Genomic DNA, 20,167 nt, shown 5'->3' on the forward strand with positions numbered 1-20,167 from the left:
CTTTTGAAAGGTGAGAGGGAATGCAACTTTTGGGAACTGTCACGTCCGCGTTTCGCGGGCGAAGGAATAGTTTTGCCCAAAATCCTGAACTGCAGAATAAGCAGGGCAGGGGGGTAAACAGATGGGTGATTTACAAACAGCTCTGTGTGGCCAAGTCGGCACTCGATCTCAATGATCGCTGCCTTGCTGTGCTCAGTTCGCTTTTGTCATTTCTCCCTGACGATGACATGAATGAGAAAACCGGCCTCGTCGTTTTCCCATCCAATCGTCAACTGTCGCTGCGTGCCCACGGCATGCCTGAATCAACGCTGCGCCGTCACCTGGCTTCGTTGGTTGAGGCCGGGATCATTGCGCGCAAAGATAGCCCGACCCGCAAGCGTTATGCGCATAAGGACAGGGAAGGGGCTGTTGAACTTGCCTTCGGCTTTTCCTTTGCGCCGTTGCTTGATCGCGCGGCTGAGATTGCCGGTATCGCAGATAAAATCCTTGCGGAGCAAAAAGCCCTGAAACGGCTTCGCGACGAGGTGTCCGTCATGCGCAGAGAGATCGCTTCGACTTTTTCAGAAAACACGGATGGGTCCGGTGACCTTATTGAGGGTCTTGAAGGGCTATTTGTTAGCTTCCGTGGGCTTGTGGACACCATTCCGCGCCGAGCATCCCTCGATGAGCTGATGATTATCAAAGCCAATCTTGCAGCCATATACGATGAATTGGCTATCGCTTTGAAAAACATGGCAATTGTTCCAGAAATGAGCGGCAGCGTCGCTCAATCTGAGCGGCAGCATAATGAATCCCTGCCAGAATCCCTTTTTGAATCTCAAAATAGCAAGAAGATTGATTTGAAGGTGTCTTCTTCGGAAGCGACGGATCCTTCGATCTCCGAAAGCAAGAGCAGTATCCCTGTTTCAACCCCCATTTCGCTCGATCAAGTACTGCGAACATGTCCCGATATTCGCGAATATGGACCAAACGGCATCAGCACATGGCGAGAGCTTCACGATGCGTCACAGATCGTTTCCGGGTTCCTCGGCATTAGCCCATCCGCCTATCGCGAAGCACTAAGCTTCATGGGAGCAGAAGCGGTATCAACGGCCATTGCCTGGATCCTGCAGAAGCTCACGACCATCAGTTCACCAGGCGGTTATTTGCGATCTCTTACCCAAAAGGCGAGGGCAGGGGGCTTCTCCATCAGCCAGCTTCTGTTCGCTGGGATGAAAAGCAATGGAAACCTGGCATTGGCAGGATCGCAATGAGCTCCGACGCGCAGGAGGCGACGGAGTATGGACTTTTACCATCCTTTGTCGGTTCATACCGTAGCAACCTGTAACGTGAGACGTTTACTAATTTCGGTACTTCGCACGCTGCGATGCAAACAAAACACGCAGCGCAAGCCAATTGGAGTTCTAGCTATGAGCTTTCCCGAGGAGAGAAGCACGGATCAAATCTCTTTTGTTGTGTGCCTCCAAAGCGGGGGAGGGGCTGTCGATGAGCTCAGAACCTGGTTCGTTTGTTGTCCGAAGGCGGCCAGACTCTCCTGAGTATTTATTCTGTCAGTGTCCGAAACGGGCTCTATGGGATTCCCGTCAAGGTGATGGCGGATCGCGCCAGCTTTGCTGCAGCTGAGATAATAGCGTTTCGAATGAACATAAGCGCCGATAGCGCGACGAAGGGTAGTGACGCTTGCGTCCGGCTTGAGAAGATTAAGAGAAATGAAAAACCCCGGCGCTCTTCCCAAAGACACCGGGGCCGTTCATCGCAATCTGGTCACGTTTCCATCCGCTCTGAACGCGGAAGATATAACCACCGTCTAGTGAGATTCCAACCTGGCGTTTGTCTCAAAACGTCGAAGAGGCATCGGTAGAATCCCGATCTCGCGTTTATCAGGATTGGCTCCTCAAACGATGCCAGTGCGCCATTTTCGGTGTGAGCGTAGCGAGCGCCGTCGGCCGGAGGCACCCGCGCTCTCATATCGCGCTGTAGGGTTGCCGGAGGCCCATTCGGAGAGGCGAAACGGCTGAGGTTATTGCAAGCGATAGTATGAGTGACATTGCCAAAAAGGTAATATTGGAAGGCCGGTGAGGCGGACCTATAGAGGAAGATTTCGTCCAATTTCTAGAGATAATGGCCTCATATGGCGCACTTCTCTTGCCGTACGCCTGTTTTAGGGTTGCCGAAAAGAACCAAATCGGTAACATTCGTGCCGTTGAATACCAAACTTCAAGGAGAATGTGGCCGGGTAAAAAGAAAAACCGCTCCCGAAAAAATCCGGAAGCGGAGTGCAAATTTCAAACGTTTAGTCAAAATAAAATCGCACTCCCATCTTCCAAAGTCAATAAAAAACGCTTTTCGGCGAACGGGAAAGCTTTGCCTGGTCTTTAAGAGGAGACGAGGAGTATGGGGGAAGCCCTACAGCCTGTGCGGCGGATCGGCCGTAAAAATACACCACAACGAACCGAGTTTCGTCGAATGGCTCAGTTCGCAGAGATTGGAACGGTGACACGGGGCCAGTTGACTGGTCTTGCTCAGTCACTCCCTTGCCTTGGCCTCATCAATGGCACCGAGGCGCACTTGCTTGTTGCCCTGATCATTACGGCTCCGGCAGAGAGCTATGACAAAGGCGGCCGACCGATCGTGTTCAAATCCAATGCGGCGCTTGCCTTTGAGATCGGGCGATCTGAGGGTCGTGTGAGCCGCATGTTGTCACGGCTATTCGATGCCGGTTTAATCACCATGCAGGACAGCGGCAATTACAAGCGCTATCCGGTGCGTAGCGGGGACGGCAGTATTGCCGACGCTTGCGGCATCGATCTGCGCATTTTGATCGCCCGCTTCCCGGAACTCGATGGGATGGTCCGGCAAGCAAAGGCGGAAAAGAAAGCACTCAATGCGATCCTGCGTCGCTATCGCGGCGCTGTTCGCAATCTGCGTTACGCGCTCGCCTCTATAGATGAGCTGCCCGCTCGGCTGCGCTCAATAATTGAGAAGCGTTTCGCCCGTGTTCGTGATGCCGTAGGCATCGCGACAAAGGCATCCAGCACCGTTCTCCGTCGCGCAACAGGCCTAATTGAATGGATCGTCGAGCGGGTAATGCAGCTGCCTCACCGTGAGCAGCCGTCCGATAGAAATGAAGATTCGACATGCCCGTATGCCGAAAACGACATGCACAAACAGATTACAAACCCCTATTCCTTTGAAAATAGTAGAGTTGAAAAGCGTTCGGCTAACGCCGAACAAATCAGTTACCCAAAGATCGGCTTGGTCGGTAAGAGGGCTTTAGAAAAAAGCCTGGGGCGCAATTCGTGCCAAGTCAATCAACCCCATCACCCGCCACAGGTGTTAGTGGCCCTGCAGGATCTGTTACGAGCAATACCGGCGCTGACTGCCTATGGAATGTCGCGCCCCCGAACCTGGGCTGAATTGGCGCGGCTCGCGCCACAAATCTGCCGCTTGGCCGGCATTTCCGAAGATGCTCACCGCCGCGCGGTCGATCAGATGGGGGAACAGGCTGCCGCGATTGCCATCGCTGTCACGCTGCAGAAGTTCGACGAGAGGCATGTGACGTCGCCAGGCGGCTATTTGCGCGCCATGACTGAACGCGCCACCGCCGGCGAACTACATCTAGCCCGCTCGGTTTTCGGGCTTGTTGCCCGTCATGGAATGGAGGGTATAAATTGATCGTTGGCTATTTTATCACTGCCGCGGCGGCCCTGCTGATGAATGTCGGTCTTGCCGTTGCTAAACAATGGCCGGGTTCCGTGGCCGGAACGGCCCGCGTCATCGATGGCGATACGATCAGCATACGACAACAGCGTGTCTGGATCGCCGCTTGCGAAAAGAAGCAGAGCGGCTTTTAGAACGGAAGTTCCTGACATCTGGAGGAAGTTCAAAAGCTCAGGTCAATAGGCTCTCAAGACGGTTTTCCTGACCCTTCTTCGCACTGCAGGGTTTATTGCAATTCGGTTTGCTGTAATTGGCCTGTCCAAGTACAACGTGGGAAACTCCTCCGTCGAGGATTACACCAGGATTAGTTAATGCGATTGACGCTTTACACAGACTTCTCACTTCGCGTTTTGATCCATCTCGCATTGCACCGGGAACGTTTGTGCTCGATCAGGGAAATCTCGAATAGTTACGCAATATCACATAACCATCTTACGAAGGTCGTGAAGGGGCTGGTAGACGACGGTTTCATCGAAACTATTCGTGGACGGAGCGGAGGTCTGCGTCTGGCACGGGCTCCAGACAAGATAACTGTCGGCCAGGTTGTCCGACGCACCGAAGAAGGTCTTCAACTGGCAGATTGTCCTGATTGTGTGCTTTCGCAGGCTTGTGGCCTTACCGGCGTCCTTGCCAAAGGGGTTGAAGCGATGCTTGCTGTGTTCGACGGCTACACAGTTGAAGATTTGTTGACAGATAAAGTGGTCCTGCGGCGACTGACAAAACAACAGTCACCTCTCGGTTTCAGCGTGACCTGAAGCTTCTCTGCACGAGACAGGCCGATTGCCATGCTGGAATACGTAACGAGGGAAAACATTCTATTTTCCCTCGTACTCATCATGATACAGGGCTAACGGGCATAAGCTATGCGGCCAGAAGCTCGTCTGCCGGTCCGAAAAATTCATAGTGAATGCGATCCGACGGCACGCCGGCAAGCGACAGGGCTGAAACCGCTGCGCGCAGGAAAAGGCGAGGGCCGCAAATATAATAATCAGCGCTACCTACGGGTGTGTTTGTAATCAGCCAATCATCAGTGATCAGTCCTGCACGATCGTAGTCCTCACCAGGGGTTTCGTCAGGGAGAGGCGTCTGATGGAAGTTTGTAACCGTGACTGCTGTACTCCTGGCGGCAAGGGCATGAACGTGGTCCCCCATGGCATGGGTCTCACGGTCATGTGTGCCGTGAATATAGTGTGTTGGAGCTTCCGGATATCGATTGGCGATTGTTTCAAGCATGGCGATCATTGGCGTAAGACCGACACCGCCTGACAAAAGGACGGTTGGCCGCACTGGCCGTTCCGCCAGAAAAAATTCGCCAGCCGGCGCTGCGACCTTGATCACTGTTCCTACGGTTGCATGATCGTGAAGCCAGTTCGAGGCAACGCCTTTCGGCTCGCGCTTCACGGAGATGCGATAGGTTTCCCCGTTGGCCGCACTGGAAATAGAGTAATTCCGTTTCACAGCAGGCTGGCCGTCGATGTCAAACGAGAAGGTCAGGTATTGACCGGGTTTGTGCTCCATAACTGGCTGGCCGTCGACCGGACGAAGAATGAAAGACGATATGACGCTGCTTTCGCGGGCAACATGTTCAATGCGGAAATCACGCCAGCCATTCCAGCCGCCTGTTGAGCTTTTTTGATCCCCGTAGATGCGGTCTTCGCGGGCCATGAGGATATTTGCCAGAAACCAGTATGCTTCTCCCCATGCTTCAAGCACTTCTTCAGTTGCCGCGTCTCCAAGAACGGCCTTAATAGCGCCAAGCAAAGCTTCTGCGACATGTGGGTAGTGTTCCGGCAAAATCTGCAGCCCGACATGTTTTTGTGCAATGCGCTCTACGGCTGGCGCCAGTGCGCCAAGGTTATCGATATTGCTCGCGTAAGCGAGTATGGCGCCGGTCAATGCCCTTGGTTGCGCGTCGGTCAGTCCTTGATGGGATTGATTGAACATATCCCGAATCTCCGGGCTCTGGAACAGTCGTGAATACATCTCATTCACGATATCAAGCCCATGAGCGTTCAGCGCTGGAACGGTTGCCTTGACGATTGCAACGGTTTGTTCACTCAGTGTTTGTGACATTTGTGCTCCTTTTGACCGCGCTACTGGTTCGGAAATCAACATAAAGCTTCTTGGGTCAAGCTAACGGAACCGGGCTAAACGCGGCGCGTTGGTCGCTGCATTAAAACATGTAGCTGAGATGCATCTATAGAGCTTGCAGAAAACATGCAAGTGAAATGCATCTTAAAAGATGAAGCGTGAAAATCGTTGCAAGCCTTTCAGCATGCCAGCTATGCGAATCTGGCGCTTCTGCCCACGCTAGCTCAGACCTATATGCTGTTTGCAAGACAAAGAGAGAATTTTTGAGGAGAGAGAAATGAACCTGATCCGCTCGTACAGCAACTGGCGCCGTTATCGTAACACCGTAAACGAACTGAGCCGCCTGAATGCTCGTGAACTAAACGATCTGGGCATCATGGCTTCGGAAATCCCGTCCGTGGCTCGTCAGGCCTCGGGTCGCTAATAAATTTTGATTATCGCTGAGGCCGTTCCTCCCAATTCCTCGGCGATCTAAGACCAGCATCTTCCTCCCAAGGTCTGGTCTTCACCATAAACACCCGTCGCTCCTCCCGCGGCGGGTGTTTTATTTTACGCTACGTTTTCGCCCCGCGGTGGCCCAGCTGATGACAGTCGGTCTTGCTGTCGCTGAACAATGGCCGGGTTCCGCCGCCGGAACGGCCCGCGTCATCGATGGCGATACGATCAGCATAGGACAACAGGGTGTTCGGATTGGCGTGATCAAGGCTTGCGAAAAGGGGCAGAGCGGCCTTTTGAACGGTAAGACGTGGCCATGCGGCCTGGTTGCGCGCAGCTACCTTCGCAAAATGATCGACGGGAAGCACGTGTTCTGCCGAACCGTTGATGTCGATCGCTATAAGCATACCGTTGGTCAGTGTTATCTTCAGAACAACGATATCGGCCTTGCAATGTTGCGCGCGGGACAGGCAGCAGCGATGTTGCGCTTTTTGCCGCGAAACCACGGCATCGACTTAGCCGAATACGGGTATGCCGAGAACGGAGCACGCGAGCGTTTGCTTGGAATATGGTCGGCGGACGCAGAGAGCCCACATCTCTATCGACGGGCCCATGCCTCCAGAGAAGCCCGCTAATGCATAGCCATATTGGCATTGTCGAATGATCAGCGCAGAGAACCGTTACGGTTATCAAATTTTACCATTGGTAACACGATACACGTTGAAAATGCGCTGTATCCGGCTATTATGCGTTGCAATATCGGTACCGTATCAACGGTCTATGCCAACGAGAGGAGTTGCCATATTGGCGCATAGAGCACACCTCTAATCGGTTGCTTTTGACGCTCGTTCGCACGTCGACGCGGTTGCTGCAAAGCCGGAAGCCTGAAAATTTCCCCGCCTGCGGCTCCTCGCGCGACAAATTTTTCGGCCCTCGGCTTCCTCCGCTGCGCTCCGGCCCAAGGGTGCAACACCGCTTACCGTCGTGCCCGTGAACGATCATCGCAACCACATAGAGGAGTGAATACCATGGCCAACGAAATCACCAACTTCATTCAGTTCGACAGCGAAGACCTCGACACCGCATCCGGTAATGGCCGCATCTCAACCCTGACCGACGACATCGACATCGAGGTCGTGCCCTTCAACTCGGAAAACCCGGACGCTCCGACGCACCGCGTTTTCGCCAAGTCTCCGCGTGGCTTCAATATCGAGGTTGGCGGGATCTGGAAAAGGGCAAAGGCCGATGGCGAAGGCTTCAAGCGCAATCTCGCGATCCGTCGCCTGAACTACAACGCCAACCTCGGTCGCTTCGGCGGACAGGACGACCCAAGCCTTCAGGCCGTTCTCGAATGGGAACCGCGCAATTGATAGCCCAACAGCGCCCGGCCAAGTGCCGGGCGCAATGCATCGAAAGCCTCAAAAATCCCTTAGTTTTCTGGATTTTGCGCTAGGGTTTATCACAACAGGAGTTTTGACGATGAACTTTCATGCCCCCCGTCCGGATCGATCTCCAGAAGCTGTTGCCAAGCGCAAAAAGGCTACTGATCAGGCGCGCGCCGCAAATATGCGACAGGGCTATGTCCACGATCCACTGTTGGAAGCGGCAACCGCGGCCTATGTCGCAGGCGATATCACGCGCGACGAATACAAAGAGCGCGTTGTCCGCAAACCGCAATAGTTAAGGCGGAACCTCGTTCCTACACGGCTCGCGTATCGAGATGGGCTTGGATGAAGCCTTTAGACCGATCCGGAATCCCGAAATTTTGCGTGGATCTTCGGTCGAACGGTTCGCCGAGATCGCCGGTAAAGTGTTGGCAGAGTTGAATTATGTGCACCCGTTTCGAGAAGGAAACGGACGGACGCAGGAGGCGCTGCTAGCATCTCTTGGTCGCGAATATGGTCATGAGGTTGACTTCACGGTCATTACCAAGCCGCGCATGATCGAAGCGTCGATCGCGACGACCAACGACCCCTCCAATCCGGCGATGAAATATGTCTTTGAAGACGCGATCGATCCAAACCGACAGGAAGCCATAAGAGCTGCATTCGTCGATCTGGAAATGCGCGGTGAGAATGCTTTCGAGCACAACGTGCGCAGCGCCAGGCCGGGCGAACAGGTTTCAGGTCAGGTTCTCGGTCACGATATCCGTGTGGCCAGCCTTGTTACCGATAACGGGATTGTTGCCGTCGATCGCGCCGACCTTCCAGAGCGGTTGCCCAATGATGATACCGAAATCACATTCACGGCTTGTTCTGACTTGTCCCGCCTGTCGCATCAAGATCAGGTCAGAAATGCAGATGAACCCGTCGTCGAACGAATGCCGCCAGAGCAGAAAAGCGCCGCGAACACATCCCGGCTTGCAGAGTTGTCGGCGCACAAGCCACCCGAGCGGGATTCCGACGACCGCGAACGATAAGCAGTGCAACCTCCGCGCCGAGGCCGGTCCCGTTCGCAACCGGTGACTGACATCTAGGCCGTCTCGTTCGTTGGCTGATTGACGGACAAGCTGCGATAGCCACTCTCCCATGCAACCGCTTCGCGGTCCTCCTCTTCCGTTGCGGCCCAAAGGGTGCATGGGCTCGTTTCGGCTATCTCCGTTTCTTGCCGTCAACCAACGAATGGAGACGGTTATGAACAATGTCAGCGACACCTATCAGCGCATCACAAACCTCATCATCGAACAGCTGGAAGCCGGCACCAAACCTTGGGTGCGGCCGTGGCGCGGAAATATCCGCCCGACCTCCATCATCCCACGCCGATCCAGCGGCGAGGCCTATCGCGGCATCAATGTCCTTATGCTCTGGATCGCATCGCAGATGAACGGCTACGAGGACACCACCTGGATGACCTATCGTCAGGCAAAGGACATCGGCGGTCAAATCCGGAAGGGCGAACGTGGATCGCTTGTCGTTAAATATGGCACCTTTACCCCGAAGGATCAGGACGCCGATGACGACCGTTCAATCCCTTATCTCAAAGGCTACACGGTATTCAACGTAGAGCAGATCGAACACCTGCCTACCGAATATTACAGCCCAGCCGAACCGATGCCTATGGTGCCCGTGCCGCACAACGAAACCGTCGACACCTTTGTCCACCAGACCGGAGCTGTCATTCACTACGGCGGCACGAAGGCTTGCTATCGTCCTGGACCTGACGACATTCTCATGCCCGACCGAGAGCGTTTTTTAAGCGACGTCCACCTGTACTCGTCGCTTCTTCACGAAATTGGTCATTGGTCAGGCGCAAAACATCGCCTTGATCGTGATATGTCGGGCCGCTTCGGCACCAACGCTTATGCGCTCGAAGAGCTGGTCGCAGAACTGTCCGCAGCATTCCTTTGCGCTGACCTGGGTGTATCCCATGATCCTCGCGAAAACACAGCCGCTTACCTTGAAAGCTGGATGTCCGTCATGAAGGCGGACAAACGCGCCATTATCACCGCAGCAGCCAAAGCTCAGGCGATTGCCGATTATCTGCATGGGCTTACATCGATACACGGATCGGAGGTCGCGTAAGCGACCTCCATGTCAAACAGGCCTTTTCTGCCGCATCGGATCTGACAGAAATAACAAGATTATGAGATACTACTGTGTTCTGGAGCGAGCGGTATTATAAACATCTCCACGCTCACGTTTTCCAACGGCCACGACCAACACCGTCACAGTGTCGTCGTTGACGGAATAAACCAGCCGATAGCCTAATTGACGTAGTTTTATCTTATAGTGGTCAGGCATACCGTGAAGTGATGCGCTAACGACCCGCGGCGTTTCCAAACGTTCACGCAGTTTTTTCTTTAATTGTTCCTGGATTGTTGAGCCGAGTTTATTCCATTCTTTGAGTGCCGAGGGCAAGAATTCAAGCTTATAAGGCATCGATATCGACCGAAATTCCTTTTTCGTCGGCTCGTTTCCTGATTATCTCAGTAAGGCGAATATCGTCCAGCTTCTCGAGCATGGCTTCATAGACGTCAGCGGGAACCATATAAGCCATAATTCGATTATGATTAAGAACGGCGACGGTCTCGCCATTAGCCTCGTCCATAACTGCGGACGGACTTTTTTTGAGATCCGAAACACTAACCGCTATATTTGCTTCCACACGTTGCATGACAAGTTCCGTATCCAATTTAGTGCGAAATTTAGTATCATATTAAGTCTGGCAATGCAACAGTGCACCTGATCAGCCAATCGATGATTGGTTCTTAAAGCGTGTCGCGTTCAATCATATTCACACGATACGCTTTAAGCTTTTGTTTTTACGCATGTCTCTATCCCGAAACCGGTTCCCACTTTCGGGAGACACGCTTCAGATCGTGCATTTCGAGCAATTGTCGGCTATTCGCAATAGCCATCGCTGGCTTCGACTATTTCGTTGAATCCGTGCTTTGGGGTTTGGCATCGACCTGGCTTTGTAGGTCTGCCATTTTTTTAACCAACGAAAGCAAGTCACGCGTAGTGCTGTGCGGGAGATCTGCCACGAGTTTCGCAAGTTCGACGCGATCCCTGGCTTCTTCCTCATTATTACCCCACAAATGGGGGGCTGCTTCGTAAAGCATATCGATGGGCATAAACCCCAGCACTTCACAGATATGGATCATGCGAGTGACGTGGAGTTTTGAAAATGCCCGCTCATAACGACCATAAACTGGCGTAGACAGTCCCATGAGTGGTGCAAAATCGGCTTGTTTGAGGCCCGCTTTTTCACGTGCGTCGCGAAGGTATTTCGCAAGCCGCTGATCGATTTCTTCAAACGTGCTTATTCCGCTGAAGCCCGGACGCCTAAAGACCGGCTTATCAATCTCAGGATCATTGGTTTTTTCCAAAGAATGTTCACTAGCGAAATCCAATGCCTCACTACTCACGCGGAAACCCCTTTTGCCTGCCGTGCCACAACAGCGATCATTATCACATTTTCATAAAATAGCAGCACTCCAGAGGTGGCGTTGGTCTGTTTCAGCGCGCGTTTATATTGAAATGAAGGAGGAGGGCACTTTCGGCGCTAGCGTTTGGGATACCCAATGCCGATCGTCGTCACATCGGTTATCTGGATTTCACCGCCACAAGGCGCCAATCATTGGCCGCCCCCTCAAAGACGGCTTCGATGGCTTTGGGCTCGTTCAGCCAGCTTAGTGATGCAGACAATTCGCATGCAACAGTCTGCTCTTTGATTGGAATACAACGCAGGACCGACACTTTGGAAGAATGGCCGTAATCGGCGTAATTCCAGTTCGACAATCGAAACAGCTCCGTCCTGGCTGTTTCGTCATCAGGCCAAATGGTATCGTCGCTGTGTTTTGCCAGATTAACAACCGTCTGTTGGTCATCGTTAAAACCGAGATTGGCGCGCAGCGATGGCGCGATATAGATGCCAATGGCAATTCCGAGCGCAATGCCCATGAGAAAACTTCGGCCAAGCATGATCAGTATCCGTTATCTTTGAGATAGTGATCAATTGCGTCGCGGAGTATGACGGTCATTTTGAGACCGTTGTCGTGTGCTGCATTCTCAAGACGACGTTTCGTTTCATAATCAAGCGAGACGTTGACGAAATGCTTGCTTTCACGTTCACGGGATTTGCGAAGCTCACGCAGTCGGTTACGGGAGTCTTCCCGGCGGTTCGCATTTTCAATTGTACTTGCCCGGTGTTGTTCTGGTGTTGTCTCGAGAGGTTTGTGCTGCTTTTTCTGACTTGATATCGCGGGCGCCGATTCATTTCCAACTCTTGCAGCGTCTTCGTCGTGCGTGTGCGAAATCGGCGGGGAAGAAGCCGTGACCTTATCCAGATCAGCAGAACGTTTTCGACGTTCCGCGACAGGGAAATCAGAAAGAGAGATTTTTCCCTTAGCCATTGATAGTCTCCCCTTGGTGCGCCGTTTTAAGTTGCTCCAACTCCTCGACGAATGCATTAACCTCAACTCTGGCCTTGAGAACCGGTTCACTCGGTTCGAGCATTTGTAGCGTGCCAAGACCGCTGCGGATTTCGCGATAGCAGTTGCGCTCGATCAACTCTGTATCGAGCAACACGGAATTATAGCCGTGTTCGCTCAGATTTTGGACGAAAGGGCGAATGATCCGGTATTCTTCCAGATGCCGATTGACGATCGTGATACGGGTTCGCAGAACTGCTTGAGGAATACTACGATCAAGAACGTCCGTTCGTGTCGCAATCGCCTCCGCGGCCTCACCAACTGCTTTAATCTCATCTTGGGCGGGCTGAATGGGTGTGATGACGATATCTGAATGGTCTATTATCGTATCCATCACAACACTATCGACGCCCGGCGCGTCGATCAGTATGGCGTCATAGTTGTCCTCCTGTGACGCCATTAACTTCTCTATATTGTTTTGTCGAAGTGCGGTCGCGAGTGAGATCGAGGCCGGCACATTGTCCTTTGCCTCGCACCGCTTCCACCACTCGGCTAAGTTCTGTCGTGGATCGGCATCAATGAGCAATACCCGTCGATTTTTAAGTGCGAGTTCACCTGCAGTCAAAATGACTGCGGTCGTCTTTCCCGCTCCACCTTTGCCGCTTACCGAAGATATTCGAAGTGTCAACGTTGGCCCTCCTGTACCTGGATAATGCTGGTTTTCTTTGTGTTAATTGAATGCCTGAAGCGCCGGCGAATGTTGCCCACAGGGCGCAATGCTTTTGTGTGAAGCTACGTTACTTTCACACGGTGTAACAACACCATTTATAGCATGCGACACACGATATGTTCACAGCACACTTTCACATCAAATAAACACACCAAATCTGCCTTTCCGGAGCAGCCGTTAGCCGGTTGTATCTTTCGGGCGAGAGTGAACCCCGGAGCCGCGCAAGAGCCGTCTGTGCTGTTAGAACGCAGGCCGGCAAGGGCGAAGAGCGAAGCGTCCCTTGCTGGCGAGTACGATGGCACACAAAGGCGATTCAAGCGGCTGCAGGAGGTGAACCTTGGTGAGCGTAATTCCGCTGAAACGCCGAGGCGCAGCCTCGCGTGTAGGGCGAGCAGAGCGAGGCCAAATTAGACGAATATTGAATGGTTCTCTCTGTAATATGGTAGGCAGGATACGGAAAAATGTGCTACATTTTTGCTAAGCAATCGCGAAACATGTCCGCGATTGTCGATTGCTGCACTGAACTGGAGTTAACAACGCCTATGAATGAAGCAATTTCATTGGATGTGGCGGCTGTAAAAGCCAAACCGCAAACCATTCATAGCCGGGTGTCCGCAGACGAGTATGATGCAATCGATGCAGCCGCAAAGGCGGCCGACATGACGATGAGCGCATTTTTCAAAGGTCTGTTGCTTGAAGGGGCAGGACTAAAGCCGATCTTCAATGCCGAAGACAGAGCGCTTTTGTCCCTTATGCTTGAGGACATGCGTATGATTGGCGTCAATCTCAATCAGGTGGCAAGAGCGCTGAATAGTGGAAAGTCGGTGTCTGATAGCGAAATCCGAATGGTGGTCGGGGATGTGCAGAAGATGCAAGTGGCGGTTCTCAGTGAGTTGAGGCGCGTGACCAAACGGTCTGGGTATAGACACCGCAGCAAGGATTAGCGGCTATGGAATTCTTTCTTGGGGCCTTTGAGAGCGAATGGGAGCAGCGCCGTGCGGCGTTGCTGCATGAGCTTTCACTGGGTTCGAGTGCTGCAAGCAGCGCCGAGGAAGAAATGCGGCGGAGGCTGCGCGAATTACAGATCGCAGGCGGAGCTGCCGCTGCAGGTGGTGCTTCAGTCCCGAAAATGCGCACTGGATCCTCAAGGGCACAGAGGATCCAGTTCTTTGGAGGCTCTGCAAGTAAGCCCGTTGCGGCAGCGAGGCCGATGGAAACACGTTTGGCCGCGGTTGCAACAGGCAGTCAGCCTGCGGTGGTCAAGTTGGCGTCGTATGGTGGCGGCGCGCGTCTTGGCGCAATGGTGAATTATGTTGCCCGCAATGGTGAGATTAGCGTCGAAAAGGAAAACGGTGAGCGGCTTCAGGGTCGCGAAGAGCTGGCCCGATTGCGTGGTGAATGGGAGCCATTGTTTCAAAATCGGGTCGAGAGCAGGGATATCGGTACGTTCCGAGTGTCGATCGAAGCTAGCGGTTTCGCAACAGAAGAAGCTTTGCACCAGCACGTGCGCGATAGCCTGGCGAGCGCATTCGGTAATCGCAGCTTCGCTTATGCTGTTTGGCAGCCTTCACGTGGAGTTTTACAAGTTGACGGTATTGTAGTGTTGCGCAGTGCGGAAGGGGAACGGTTGACCGGCGACCCGAAGGCAGCGGACATTATTCAGAGGCGTTACAACGAAAGCGTAGCGTCCGCGCTGGCTAGGGCGCGGTTCCGTTTTACCAGCTATGGTAATGGCGTGGAATATGGCACTGCCAAGCTGCGCAATCTGGTCGAGGAGCATAAAGGTGACGTTCGTGACGATAAGGGTCGCGTCGTTCCGGATGCGCGTTCCGCAGGCGACCTGGTGCAAAAACAGTGGCGTCGCGAGTTGCACAGCCGTAAGGGCAGGGATGTGATGCATGTCATCATGTCTGCCAAAGCTGGCACCAATGTTCAGGCATTCGAAGGCGCTGTTCGGGATTTTCTAGCCGCGCAGTTCGAAGGACATCGCTACATATTTGCAATGCATGATCCGTTCAGCGATCCTAAAGAGGCAGAGCAGGGCGGAAAGCGACCGCATATCCACGCTCATGCCATTATCGCTATGCGTTCGGATGCCGGTGATCGGATCGAGACCTCGCCACAGGTGTTTCGCCAGTGGCGTGAGCTAATGGCTGAAAAGGCGCGCGAGCACGGCATCGCTATGGAAATGACCGACAGGCGCGAGTTTGCAAATGCGCCAGCCTATACGCGCAATCAGGTTCGGCCGGTTAATCACGAGGGACGAACGGAACATGAGGGGACGAGTGCGGCGGCTCAGGCGCGTTATGATGCCAAGCGCTCGGGTCGGCGGGGCATGGCGCGAAGCGTACGCAGCCGTGAATATACCGTAAAGGTAACTCAGAGTTGGGAGAAACTCGCGATGGCCAGCGGCAATCATCAAATTGCCTCATACGCCATGCAGCAAAGAGATATCGTTGTATCAACCAGTTCGATTCAATCGGAAGCCAAAACTTCTCACATCGCTCATGCAGATTTTGGGTCACATTACCGCGCCAATTTGGTAAAGTTGCAAAACATCATTTTGGAGGGTGAAAAAGTGCGCGAAATGTCGAGAAGCGATTTTGAATCCTATGAGAAAGAAGTTGAAACAGCTCTGTTCCGGCTTGGCCGCAATCTCGAACCGGAAGACAAATCCGATCTGGATCAGGTATCGCAGTATGCGCGCGAGCATGTCAATCTCATGCGCGAGCATATGGAATTGACGGAACAGCGTGGATTGACCGTTGAAACCCCATCTCGTGAAAGCGAGCAGGATAGCTCGTCGATGCAGATCGCTCGCGAACCCGATTCCGAAATTGCAAAGCCCGCGCATGTTGTCGCGGAAGCGGATGAGGAACGGTCATCGGCAGATAATGTCAACGAACCTCGTTCCAGCATGGATGACGAGGAGAAAGCGGCGGCCGCATCCTACCGGGCTGAAATGGATCGTTCATTCCCGGATGAAATCACGAGACGATATTATATTCGTGAGGATCACGGGGGGACGCAGCGGGTCTTTGCCGATTCAAAGGGTGAGCGCGAAGTGTTCCAGGACAATGGAGAGAAGCTACGCGCTAAATCGTTCGATGCTCAGGGCGTTCGATTGATGATCGAAACAGCAGCACATCGAGGCTGGACGAGCATCGAGATAACGGGGAGCAAGGCGTTCCGCCGTGAAACGTGGCTGGAGGGTCAGGCGCACGGCATCTCGGTCAAGGGCTATCAGCCGACGGAACTGGATTGGCAAGATCTGGCGCGTCGCGAGCAGTCCTATTTGCGTAATGAAATTGTTCCGATCGAGGGCAGGACGCTGGATGCGGCTCACCGGGATCAGGAGCAATCTGCAGGTTCGGATCAGTCGAGCAAGATCGATAGAGAGCCACAGAACGCAGATAATTCCGGAACGCCGCAGTCCAAGACCGGCAACTATAAGGAGGGCGTTCAGGGTATCCTCGTCGAGACAGGCGAGAAACCCTATCAGGATAATGAAAAGAACGAGCCTTCGCCGTTCGTCGTTATTGAAACTGCCAACGGCAATCGCACGGTCTGGGGTGTCGGATTGCCGGATTCGTTGCATCGGGCCGGCGCTGATATCGGTGATGTAATTCATTTGCGGTCCACTGGTACGGAACGCGTCCTGAAAACCGCTATACAGGAGATTGACGGTCAGAAGCACCGTGTCGAACAAATGGTTGATCGCCGGGCATGGGAAGCGAACTTGCTTGAAGAGCGGGATCGGACAGATGGAAAAGTTGAAGGTGCCAAACAGCTCGATAATCGTGCGAATATGGAAACAAAGGCCGTCGTTCGGGACGGAGAGACAACCCGTACAGATCCGCCGCAACAGCAGATTCCGCGATTGCAGGAACTAGAACAAGAGCAGCAGCAAAAGAAGGAACGCGGCGAACACGAGCGTTAGAGGATGATGCGACACGATTACATCTGTAATTCACCTCCCGATCCGAAGACCGAAGAAGCTTTTGCAAAGTTCTTTGCGGTTCTGTTCTGGCTCGTTCTGGGGCTGGTAGCGATCGTGTACATAGCTACTGTCGTAAGAAGCTGGTTCAATGCAGCCATCGCGTGGTTAACCGATATGATCAGTTTCCTTGGAGGATTTTTGCCGTTTTGACGGCAATGAATATTTAATCAGACGGGCACTTTTGCTGCCCGGAATGTTTGAAGTGGGATTGAGATTTAAGCGGGTCTGGGGTCAGTTACAGGAGCAAACTACATTATGGGGCGGGAATAAACGTGCTAAGTCGAATCCGATGCCCGAGTGTAAAACTCAATGTCTTTAATATATCTAATGCATAAATGCCGACCCTATAGCCGGCCGTTGTAGGCGGTGGACTGTGGAGCTCCCCTAGCGTTCCTGACGTGGCCTCAACTCGATCGTTAAAGGGTCGATCTCTTTCATAGTCAGGAGGGCATTCACCCGCCGCGCCGCGCCGCCAGCGCGAAACCACTTGGATGCTGCGTCAATATTGAAGCGTGGGCGCCGACGGCCCTCCTGGGGCTTAGATGCTTCTGTCACAACCTTAACGATCTCATCGATCCGGTAGAGTCCGCCTGCGACAGGAAGAGGCATTTTTCGTTGCTGGAGCGCCTGCCGCTGCACTTCAAGCTTCTCAGCGACGTCAGCCAGGCTTACCAGGTCAGGTCGAACCTCGTGAAGGGTCGTGCCTTCGGGAAGCGCTTTGATCAGCGCCCGTGCTGCATTAAGAATTACGTTCTCAGCGTCATCGCCTTCCGCTTCTAACTCGACACCGAGCAAGCCGGGCGTACCAGTGCCCACCAGGGCGTCCTCGAAGCCAGCTTCGAAGATGGCGTCGGACAACACAAATGGATCGTGTTCCCCGTCAGGGAGCGCGAAAACTAACTCGAATTCGAATTCCTCAGCCATCGACATTTCCTTCGTCATTTTTCTTTAGTTGCACGCAAGCAAGGGCTTTCTGGCGGAGCTTCTTAGCATGTTGCTGAGGGTTTTTGGGTGTCGACCAGACCGACATCTGGCAAAACTCGCCACAGCGACAATCCTGATCATTGGCAGGGCAACGCAGGATACCCCAACAATGCCCTTTTCCCTCGATCAGCTTCCACCCGAGCTTTTCGAGCTCCTGGAGGACGCCTTCTATTTCCTTCGACGTGTGCCTCTTTCTAGGCAAAATATATACTCCGCCATATTAAATTGTCAATTGACAAGTTAGAATGCCGCATACTCTTAACCATAAGAATGAGTATGATGCCATGTCATCCTTCCTCGCGTGTGACTTGGTAAGTTATAGTGGTACACAATTACAAGCGAGAAGTTCAAAGGTCAGATCGCTGTCGCATATCGACGTAGGTTCTAGACGGTCACGGAAAACGCATGGACCGGCCAAAGTCGAGCGACATTCTCTAATTCTGCAATTTCACCACGTTTCGAATGAGTGCTTTCGGCCCTCTAGAGGTCGTTACGAAGGGCTCCGTTCCCACCCGCAACTCGCCGTTCATTCTGGATGAGATGCACGACGGAGTCGGGGCCGAGAACGGCCTGTCTGATTCTGGCGATCGTCAGGCGGTAAGGTGACGTTCTCCGTCCGACCAAATCGCTTGATCGATGAAATGGTTGGGATGATGCTAAACTTCGGCGACTACTTGGCGAGCCACTCAGCATATGCCCGAATGTCAATCATGGGTACGGTACCGCTAAACTGCAGCTGCGCGATCAATTCGAACAGGAATGCCGTCGCCGGCCGGTTCTCCGGCTGAATTTCGTATTCGCCGGGTGTTGGCTGATAGACGAAATTGCCGTGTGCAGCGACGCAACCCATATTGAGCCGCCGGTTTCCCGCGCCTTTATACAAGGCTGCCTGAAGAGGTTCGCCGAGCGGAGGTTTCCAATCGGACTCGAAGGTCAGCAGCCCGCCGATGATGGGCACCGGTGGCTTTGGCGGATACACTCCGCCTGCGTGCGGGATCGGCAGGCTGGTACGATGCAACTTGCGGACCGATTCGACCTTTGTTTGAGCATATTCGACCTGATCCGCATTGATCGATTGCTTCGCTTCGAAGACAGCATAAACCGCCTCTGCTGGAACGATCTTGCTTCCCTCAAATAGGAAGATGAAAGGCGAGTACTGGCGGTCAAAAATAACAATGTCGATCTGCTGGCTGAAGTGATCTGTGCTATCGACGACGAAAGCCGTCTCGGCTTGATACCGCTTCGGTAGATAGTTTTGGAGCATCGTCAGCCAGGCTGTCTCACTAGCGTCACCCTTAGCAACGGGGTGCCCCATCAGATTTCGCGCTTTGTTTAAGCGTTCCTGCATGTCGGTATGTAGACCTTCGAGAAGACGGGGCAATGACCATTCTGTCATGACGTTGCTCCATCTTGAAAAGGTGGTGTCTCGACCATGTGCATTGCGATCTCGATGGCGCGGGCTGGTGCGATTGCGTGTCGCGGATAGGCGTCGAGAACAATCGTCGGCAACAGACGCTGCATGATGTCCGAGAAGGTAAAGCCGTGGGGGCTGTCCTTCCTTGGTCCGGTCGCCTGCACCAATTTGCCGATATCCGAAGCGGAGAAGCCTATCTCCGACAGGGCATGACTGAGCAGCGCCTGACGCTGCTCAGGGTTTGGGCGCGCGAAAGACAGGATATCCGCGGCGCGGCGCTTAATCGCCGGATCGAGCGCACTGAGGCGATTAGTGCACATGATGACGGCGGCGGGGAGCGCAGCGTTTGCGATCCGATCGATACCACGAATGAACGCATTTACGCCGGCGCGATCTTCATGGTGCATCTGGGCGTTCTCGCGCGACTGCGCGAGCGCATCGGCTTCGTCGACCAGCAAGATGACACCTCCACGCGCCCGCCCATTTGCGCCCTTCAGCTTAGTTGCCTCAGAAATCGTGTAGTCGAAGGCGGTCGTCACCAGCTGCGTCATTTCACCCACGCGCCCCTGCCCTCGCGCCGACAAGCTGAGTGGCAACAGCGATATCTCGATATCCTCCTGTCTCGCGACAGCATCACCAACCGTCTCGGCGAGTTCGGTCTTCCCCGAGCCGACGTCACCGGCAAGCACGACGAGCGGCGGCCTCCGCAAGACGGAGGTCAGCAGCGTCTTCATCTGCGGATGATTCTTTTTCGCCCATGTCTCAAGGCTGGTAGGGTTGACCAGCAAACCCAGTACCTTCGTTATCCGAGAGATCTGATCGTCGAGACCGACCAACCGAGCCAGTCGATCGCGTGCGGCAAAATCCGGGTAGCTGATGCGGCGCTCGAAAACGCTTTCGGTCGGTTTCATCGCGTTCATG

At 53.6% G+C, this 20,167-nt stretch carries 23 protein-coding genes and 1 pseudogene; 13 read left to right on the plus strand and 11 right to left on the minus strand.

Annotation, left to right across the window (positions count from 1 at the left end; genetic code table 11):
• Nucleotides 1–20 precede the first annotated feature (20 nt).
• Complete coding sequence (repC, locus tag FHY56_RS13890; protein WP_140905762.1) at nt 21–1,253, plus strand: plasmid replication protein RepC; 1,233 nt, start codon at nt 21–23, stop codon at nt 1,251–1,253.
• 185 nt (nt 1,254–1,438) lie between these two features.
• On the opposite strand, the gene FHY56_RS18375 is transcribed toward repC (FHY56_RS13890), so the two are convergent.
• A complete protein-coding gene (locus FHY56_RS18375; protein ID WP_140905763.1) occupies nt 1,439–1,741 on the minus strand; it encodes a ProQ/FINO family protein in 303 nt (100 codons plus the stop codon).
• A gap of 653 nt (nt 1,742–2,394) precedes the next feature.
• Here FHY56_RS18375 and repC (FHY56_RS13900) point away from each other — a divergent pair.
• From repC (FHY56_RS13900) to FHY56_RS13910, 3 genes are all read left to right on the plus strand, one after another.
• Complete coding sequence (gene repC, locus FHY56_RS13900) at nt 2,395–3,675, plus strand: plasmid replication protein RepC (RefSeq protein ID WP_140905764.1); 1,281 nt, start codon at nt 2,395–2,397, stop codon at nt 3,673–3,675.
• A complete protein-coding gene (locus tag FHY56_RS13905; RefSeq protein ID WP_140905765.1) occupies nt 3,672–3,854 on the plus strand; it encodes a hypothetical protein in 183 nt (60 codons plus the stop codon). Before repC (FHY56_RS13900) ends, FHY56_RS13905 begins: the two co-directional genes overlap by 4 nt.
• 177 nt (nt 3,855–4,031) lie before the next feature.
• On the plus strand, nt 4,032–4,475 hold the full coding sequence (locus FHY56_RS13910; RefSeq protein ID WP_140905766.1) for an RrF2 family transcriptional regulator: 444 nt from the start codon (nt 4,032–4,034) through the stop codon (nt 4,473–4,475).
• Between the two features lie 106 nt (nt 4,476–4,581).
• Here the strand turns inward: FHY56_RS13910 and hmpA are convergent, their stop codons facing one another.
• Entirely contained in the window at nt 4,582–5,793 is a 1,212-nt protein-coding gene (gene hmpA, locus FHY56_RS13915) for an NO-inducible flavohemoprotein (RefSeq protein ID WP_140905767.1), read from the minus strand.
• A 295-nt stretch (nt 5,794–6,088) separates the two neighbouring features.
• Here hmpA and FHY56_RS13920 point away from each other — a divergent pair, with 295 nt between their 5' ends.
• From FHY56_RS13920 to FHY56_RS13945, 6 genes and pseudogenes are all read left to right on the plus strand, one after another.
• Nucleotides 6,089–6,235, plus strand: coding sequence for a DUF1127 domain-containing protein (locus tag FHY56_RS13920; RefSeq protein WP_140905768.1), 147 nt, complete (start codon nt 6,089–6,091; stop codon nt 6,233–6,235).
• A 160-nt stretch (nt 6,236–6,395) separates the two neighbouring features.
• Nucleotides 6,396–6,881: a thermonuclease family protein gene (locus FHY56_RS13925; RefSeq protein ID WP_140905769.1), complete on the plus strand. Its 486-nt coding sequence runs from the start codon at nt 6,396–6,398 to the stop codon at nt 6,879–6,881.
• 393 nt (nt 6,882–7,274) lie between these two features.
• The gene (locus tag FHY56_RS13930) at nt 7,275–7,616 is read left to right on the plus strand and encodes a DUF736 family protein (protein ID WP_094544285.1); all 342 of its coding nucleotides are present in this window, start codon (nt 7,275–7,277) and stop codon (nt 7,614–7,616) included.
• Nucleotides 7,617–7,725: 109 nt separating this feature from the next.
• Complete coding sequence (locus FHY56_RS13935; RefSeq protein ID WP_094544284.1) at nt 7,726–7,926, plus strand: antitoxin VbhA family protein; 201 nt, start codon at nt 7,726–7,728, stop codon at nt 7,924–7,926.
• Between the two features lie 4 nt (nt 7,927–7,930).
• Nucleotides 7,931–8,665 (plus strand): annotated as a pseudogene (locus FHY56_RS13940) (Fic/DOC family protein); the annotation flags it as partial.
• Between the two features lie 214 nt (nt 8,666–8,879).
• The gene (locus FHY56_RS13945; protein WP_140905770.1) at nt 8,880–9,767 is read left to right on the plus strand and encodes an ArdC family protein; all 888 of its coding nucleotides are present in this window, start codon (nt 8,880–8,882) and stop codon (nt 9,765–9,767) included.
• Between the two features lie 69 nt (nt 9,768–9,836).
• Here the strand turns inward: FHY56_RS13945 and FHY56_RS13950 are convergent, their stop codons facing one another.
• The 6 genes from FHY56_RS13950 to FHY56_RS13975 all read right to left on the minus strand — a co-directional run bounded on the left by FHY56_RS13950 (nt 9,837) and on the right by FHY56_RS13975 (nt 12,806).
• Nucleotides 9,837–10,124, minus strand: a complete 288-nt coding sequence (locus FHY56_RS13950; protein ID WP_165902970.1) for a type II toxin-antitoxin system RelE family toxin — start codon at nt 10,122–10,124, stop codon at nt 9,837–9,839.
• Entirely contained in the window at nt 10,114–10,359 is a 246-nt protein-coding gene (locus FHY56_RS13955) for a type II toxin-antitoxin system Phd/YefM family antitoxin (protein WP_140905771.1), read from the minus strand. The genes FHY56_RS13950 and FHY56_RS13955 overlap by 11 nt, the downstream gene beginning before the upstream one ends.
• A gap of 256 nt (nt 10,360–10,615) precedes the next feature.
• On the minus strand, nt 10,616–11,113 hold the full coding sequence (locus tag FHY56_RS13960; protein WP_168927610.1) for a helix-turn-helix domain-containing protein: 498 nt from the start codon (nt 11,111–11,113) through the stop codon (nt 10,616–10,618).
• 178 nt (nt 11,114–11,291) lie between these two features.
• Complete coding sequence (locus tag FHY56_RS13965; RefSeq protein WP_112807351.1) at nt 11,292–11,669, minus strand: hypothetical protein; 378 nt, start codon at nt 11,667–11,669, stop codon at nt 11,292–11,294.
• A 2-nt stretch (nt 11,670–11,671) separates the two neighbouring features.
• Nucleotides 11,672–12,100, minus strand: coding sequence for a hypothetical protein (locus FHY56_RS18190; RefSeq protein ID WP_235889506.1), 429 nt, complete (start codon nt 12,098–12,100; stop codon nt 11,672–11,674).
• Nucleotides 12,093–12,806, minus strand: coding sequence for a ParA family protein (locus FHY56_RS13975; protein WP_140905772.1), 714 nt, complete (start codon nt 12,804–12,806; stop codon nt 12,093–12,095). The genes FHY56_RS18190 and FHY56_RS13975 overlap by 8 nt, the downstream gene beginning before the upstream one ends.
• A 584-nt stretch (nt 12,807–13,390) precedes the next feature.
• Between FHY56_RS13975 and FHY56_RS13980 the strand changes: the two genes are divergently transcribed.
• The 3 genes from FHY56_RS13980 to FHY56_RS13990 are packed head-to-tail and all read left to right on the plus strand — an operon-like array spanning nt 13,391 to nt 16,998.
• Nucleotides 13,391–13,792, plus strand: a complete 402-nt coding sequence (locus FHY56_RS13980; RefSeq protein ID WP_235889507.1) for a plasmid mobilization protein — start codon at nt 13,391–13,393, stop codon at nt 13,790–13,792.
• A gap of 5 nt (nt 13,793–13,797) precedes the next feature.
• Nucleotides 13,798–16,788 (plus strand): LPD7 domain-containing protein, encoded by a 2,991-nt coding sequence (locus FHY56_RS13985; protein ID WP_140905774.1) that lies wholly within the window; start codon nt 13,798–13,800, stop codon nt 16,786–16,788.
• Between the two features lie 3 nt (nt 16,789–16,791).
• A complete protein-coding gene (locus FHY56_RS13990; RefSeq protein ID WP_140905775.1) occupies nt 16,792–16,998 on the plus strand; it encodes a hypothetical protein in 207 nt (68 codons plus the stop codon).
• A 234-nt stretch (nt 16,999–17,232) separates the two neighbouring features.
• Here FHY56_RS13990 and FHY56_RS13995 read toward each other — a convergent pair whose 3' ends face one another.
• The 3 genes from FHY56_RS13995 to FHY56_RS14010 form a co-directional block, all read right to left on the minus strand.
• Nucleotides 17,233–17,772 carry a hypothetical protein gene (locus FHY56_RS13995; RefSeq protein ID WP_140905776.1) on the minus strand — a complete coding sequence of 180 codons (540 nt, stop codon included), beginning with the start codon at nt 17,770–17,772 and terminating at the stop codon, nt 17,233–17,235.
• A 730-nt stretch (nt 17,773–18,502) separates the two neighbouring features.
• Nucleotides 18,503–19,228 (minus strand): DUF6602 domain-containing protein, encoded by a 726-nt coding sequence (locus tag FHY56_RS14005; RefSeq protein WP_140905777.1) that lies wholly within the window; start codon nt 19,226–19,228, stop codon nt 18,503–18,505.
• Nucleotides 19,225–20,166: an AAA family ATPase gene (locus FHY56_RS14010; RefSeq protein ID WP_140905778.1), complete on the minus strand. Its 942-nt coding sequence runs from the start codon at nt 20,164–20,166 to the stop codon at nt 19,225–19,227. The genes FHY56_RS14005 and FHY56_RS14010 overlap by 4 nt, the downstream gene beginning before the upstream one ends.
• Between the last annotated feature and the right edge of the window lies 1 nt (nt 20,167).

The organism is Brucella gallinifaecis (assembly GCF_006476605.1).
Classification (GTDB): domain Bacteria; phylum Pseudomonadota; class Alphaproteobacteria; order Rhizobiales; family Rhizobiaceae; genus Brucella; species Brucella gallinifaecis.

Coding starts and splice junctions, on each gene's coding strand:
- repC (WP_140905762.1), top strand. CDS start 21: ATGCAACTTTTGGGAACTGTCACGTCCGCGTTTCGCGGGCGAAGGAAT.
- repC (WP_140905764.1), top strand. CDS start 2,395: ATGGGGGAAGCCCTACAGCCTGTGCGGCGGATCGGCCGTAAAAATACA.
- FHY56_RS13910 (WP_140905766.1), top strand. CDS start 4,032: ATGCGATTGACGCTTTACACAGACTTCTCACTTCGCGTTTTGATCCAT.
- hmpA (WP_140905767.1), bottom strand. CDS start 5,793: ATGTCACAAACACTGAGTGAACAAACCGTTGCAATCGTCAAGGCAACC.
- FHY56_RS13920 (WP_140905768.1), top strand. CDS start 6,089: ATGAACCTGATCCGCTCGTACAGCAACTGGCGCCGTTATCGTAACACC.
- FHY56_RS13925 (WP_140905769.1), top strand. CDS start 6,396: ATGACAGTCGGTCTTGCTGTCGCTGAACAATGGCCGGGTTCCGCCGCC.
- FHY56_RS13930 (WP_094544285.1), top strand. CDS start 7,275: ATGGCCAACGAAATCACCAACTTCATTCAGTTCGACAGCGAAGACCTC.
- FHY56_RS13935 (WP_094544284.1), top strand. CDS start 7,726: ATGAACTTTCATGCCCCCCGTCCGGATCGATCTCCAGAAGCTGTTGCC.
- FHY56_RS13945 (WP_140905770.1), top strand. CDS start 8,880: ATGAACAATGTCAGCGACACCTATCAGCGCATCACAAACCTCATCATC.
- FHY56_RS13950 (WP_165902970.1), bottom strand. CDS start 10,124: ATGCCTTATAAGCTTGAATTCTTGCCCTCGGCACTCAAAGAATGGAAT.
- FHY56_RS13955 (WP_140905771.1), bottom strand. CDS start 10,359: ATGCAACGTGTGGAAGCAAATATAGCGGTTAGTGTTTCGGATCTCAAA.
- FHY56_RS13965 (WP_112807351.1), bottom strand. CDS start 11,669: ATGCTTGGCCGAAGTTTTCTCATGGGCATTGCGCTCGGAATTGCCATT.
- FHY56_RS18190 (WP_235889506.1), bottom strand. CDS start 12,100: ATGGCTAAGGGAAAAATCTCTCTTTCTGATTTCCCTGTCGCGGAACGT.
- FHY56_RS13980 (WP_235889507.1), top strand. CDS start 13,391: ATGAATGAAGCAATTTCATTGGATGTGGCGGCTGTAAAAGCCAAACCG.
- FHY56_RS13985 (WP_140905774.1), top strand. CDS start 13,798: ATGGAATTCTTTCTTGGGGCCTTTGAGAGCGAATGGGAGCAGCGCCGT.
- FHY56_RS13990 (WP_140905775.1), top strand. CDS start 16,792: ATGATGCGACACGATTACATCTGTAATTCACCTCCCGATCCGAAGACC.
- FHY56_RS13995 (WP_140905776.1), bottom strand. CDS start 17,772: ATGGCTGAGGAATTCGAATTCGAGTTAGTTTTCGCGCTCCCTGACGGG.
- FHY56_RS14005 (WP_140905777.1), bottom strand. CDS start 19,228: ATGACAGAATGGTCATTGCCCCGTCTTCTCGAAGGTCTACATACCGAC.
- FHY56_RS14010 (WP_140905778.1), bottom strand. CDS start 20,166: ATGAACGCGATGAAACCGACCGAAAGCGTTTTCGAGCGCCGCATCAGC.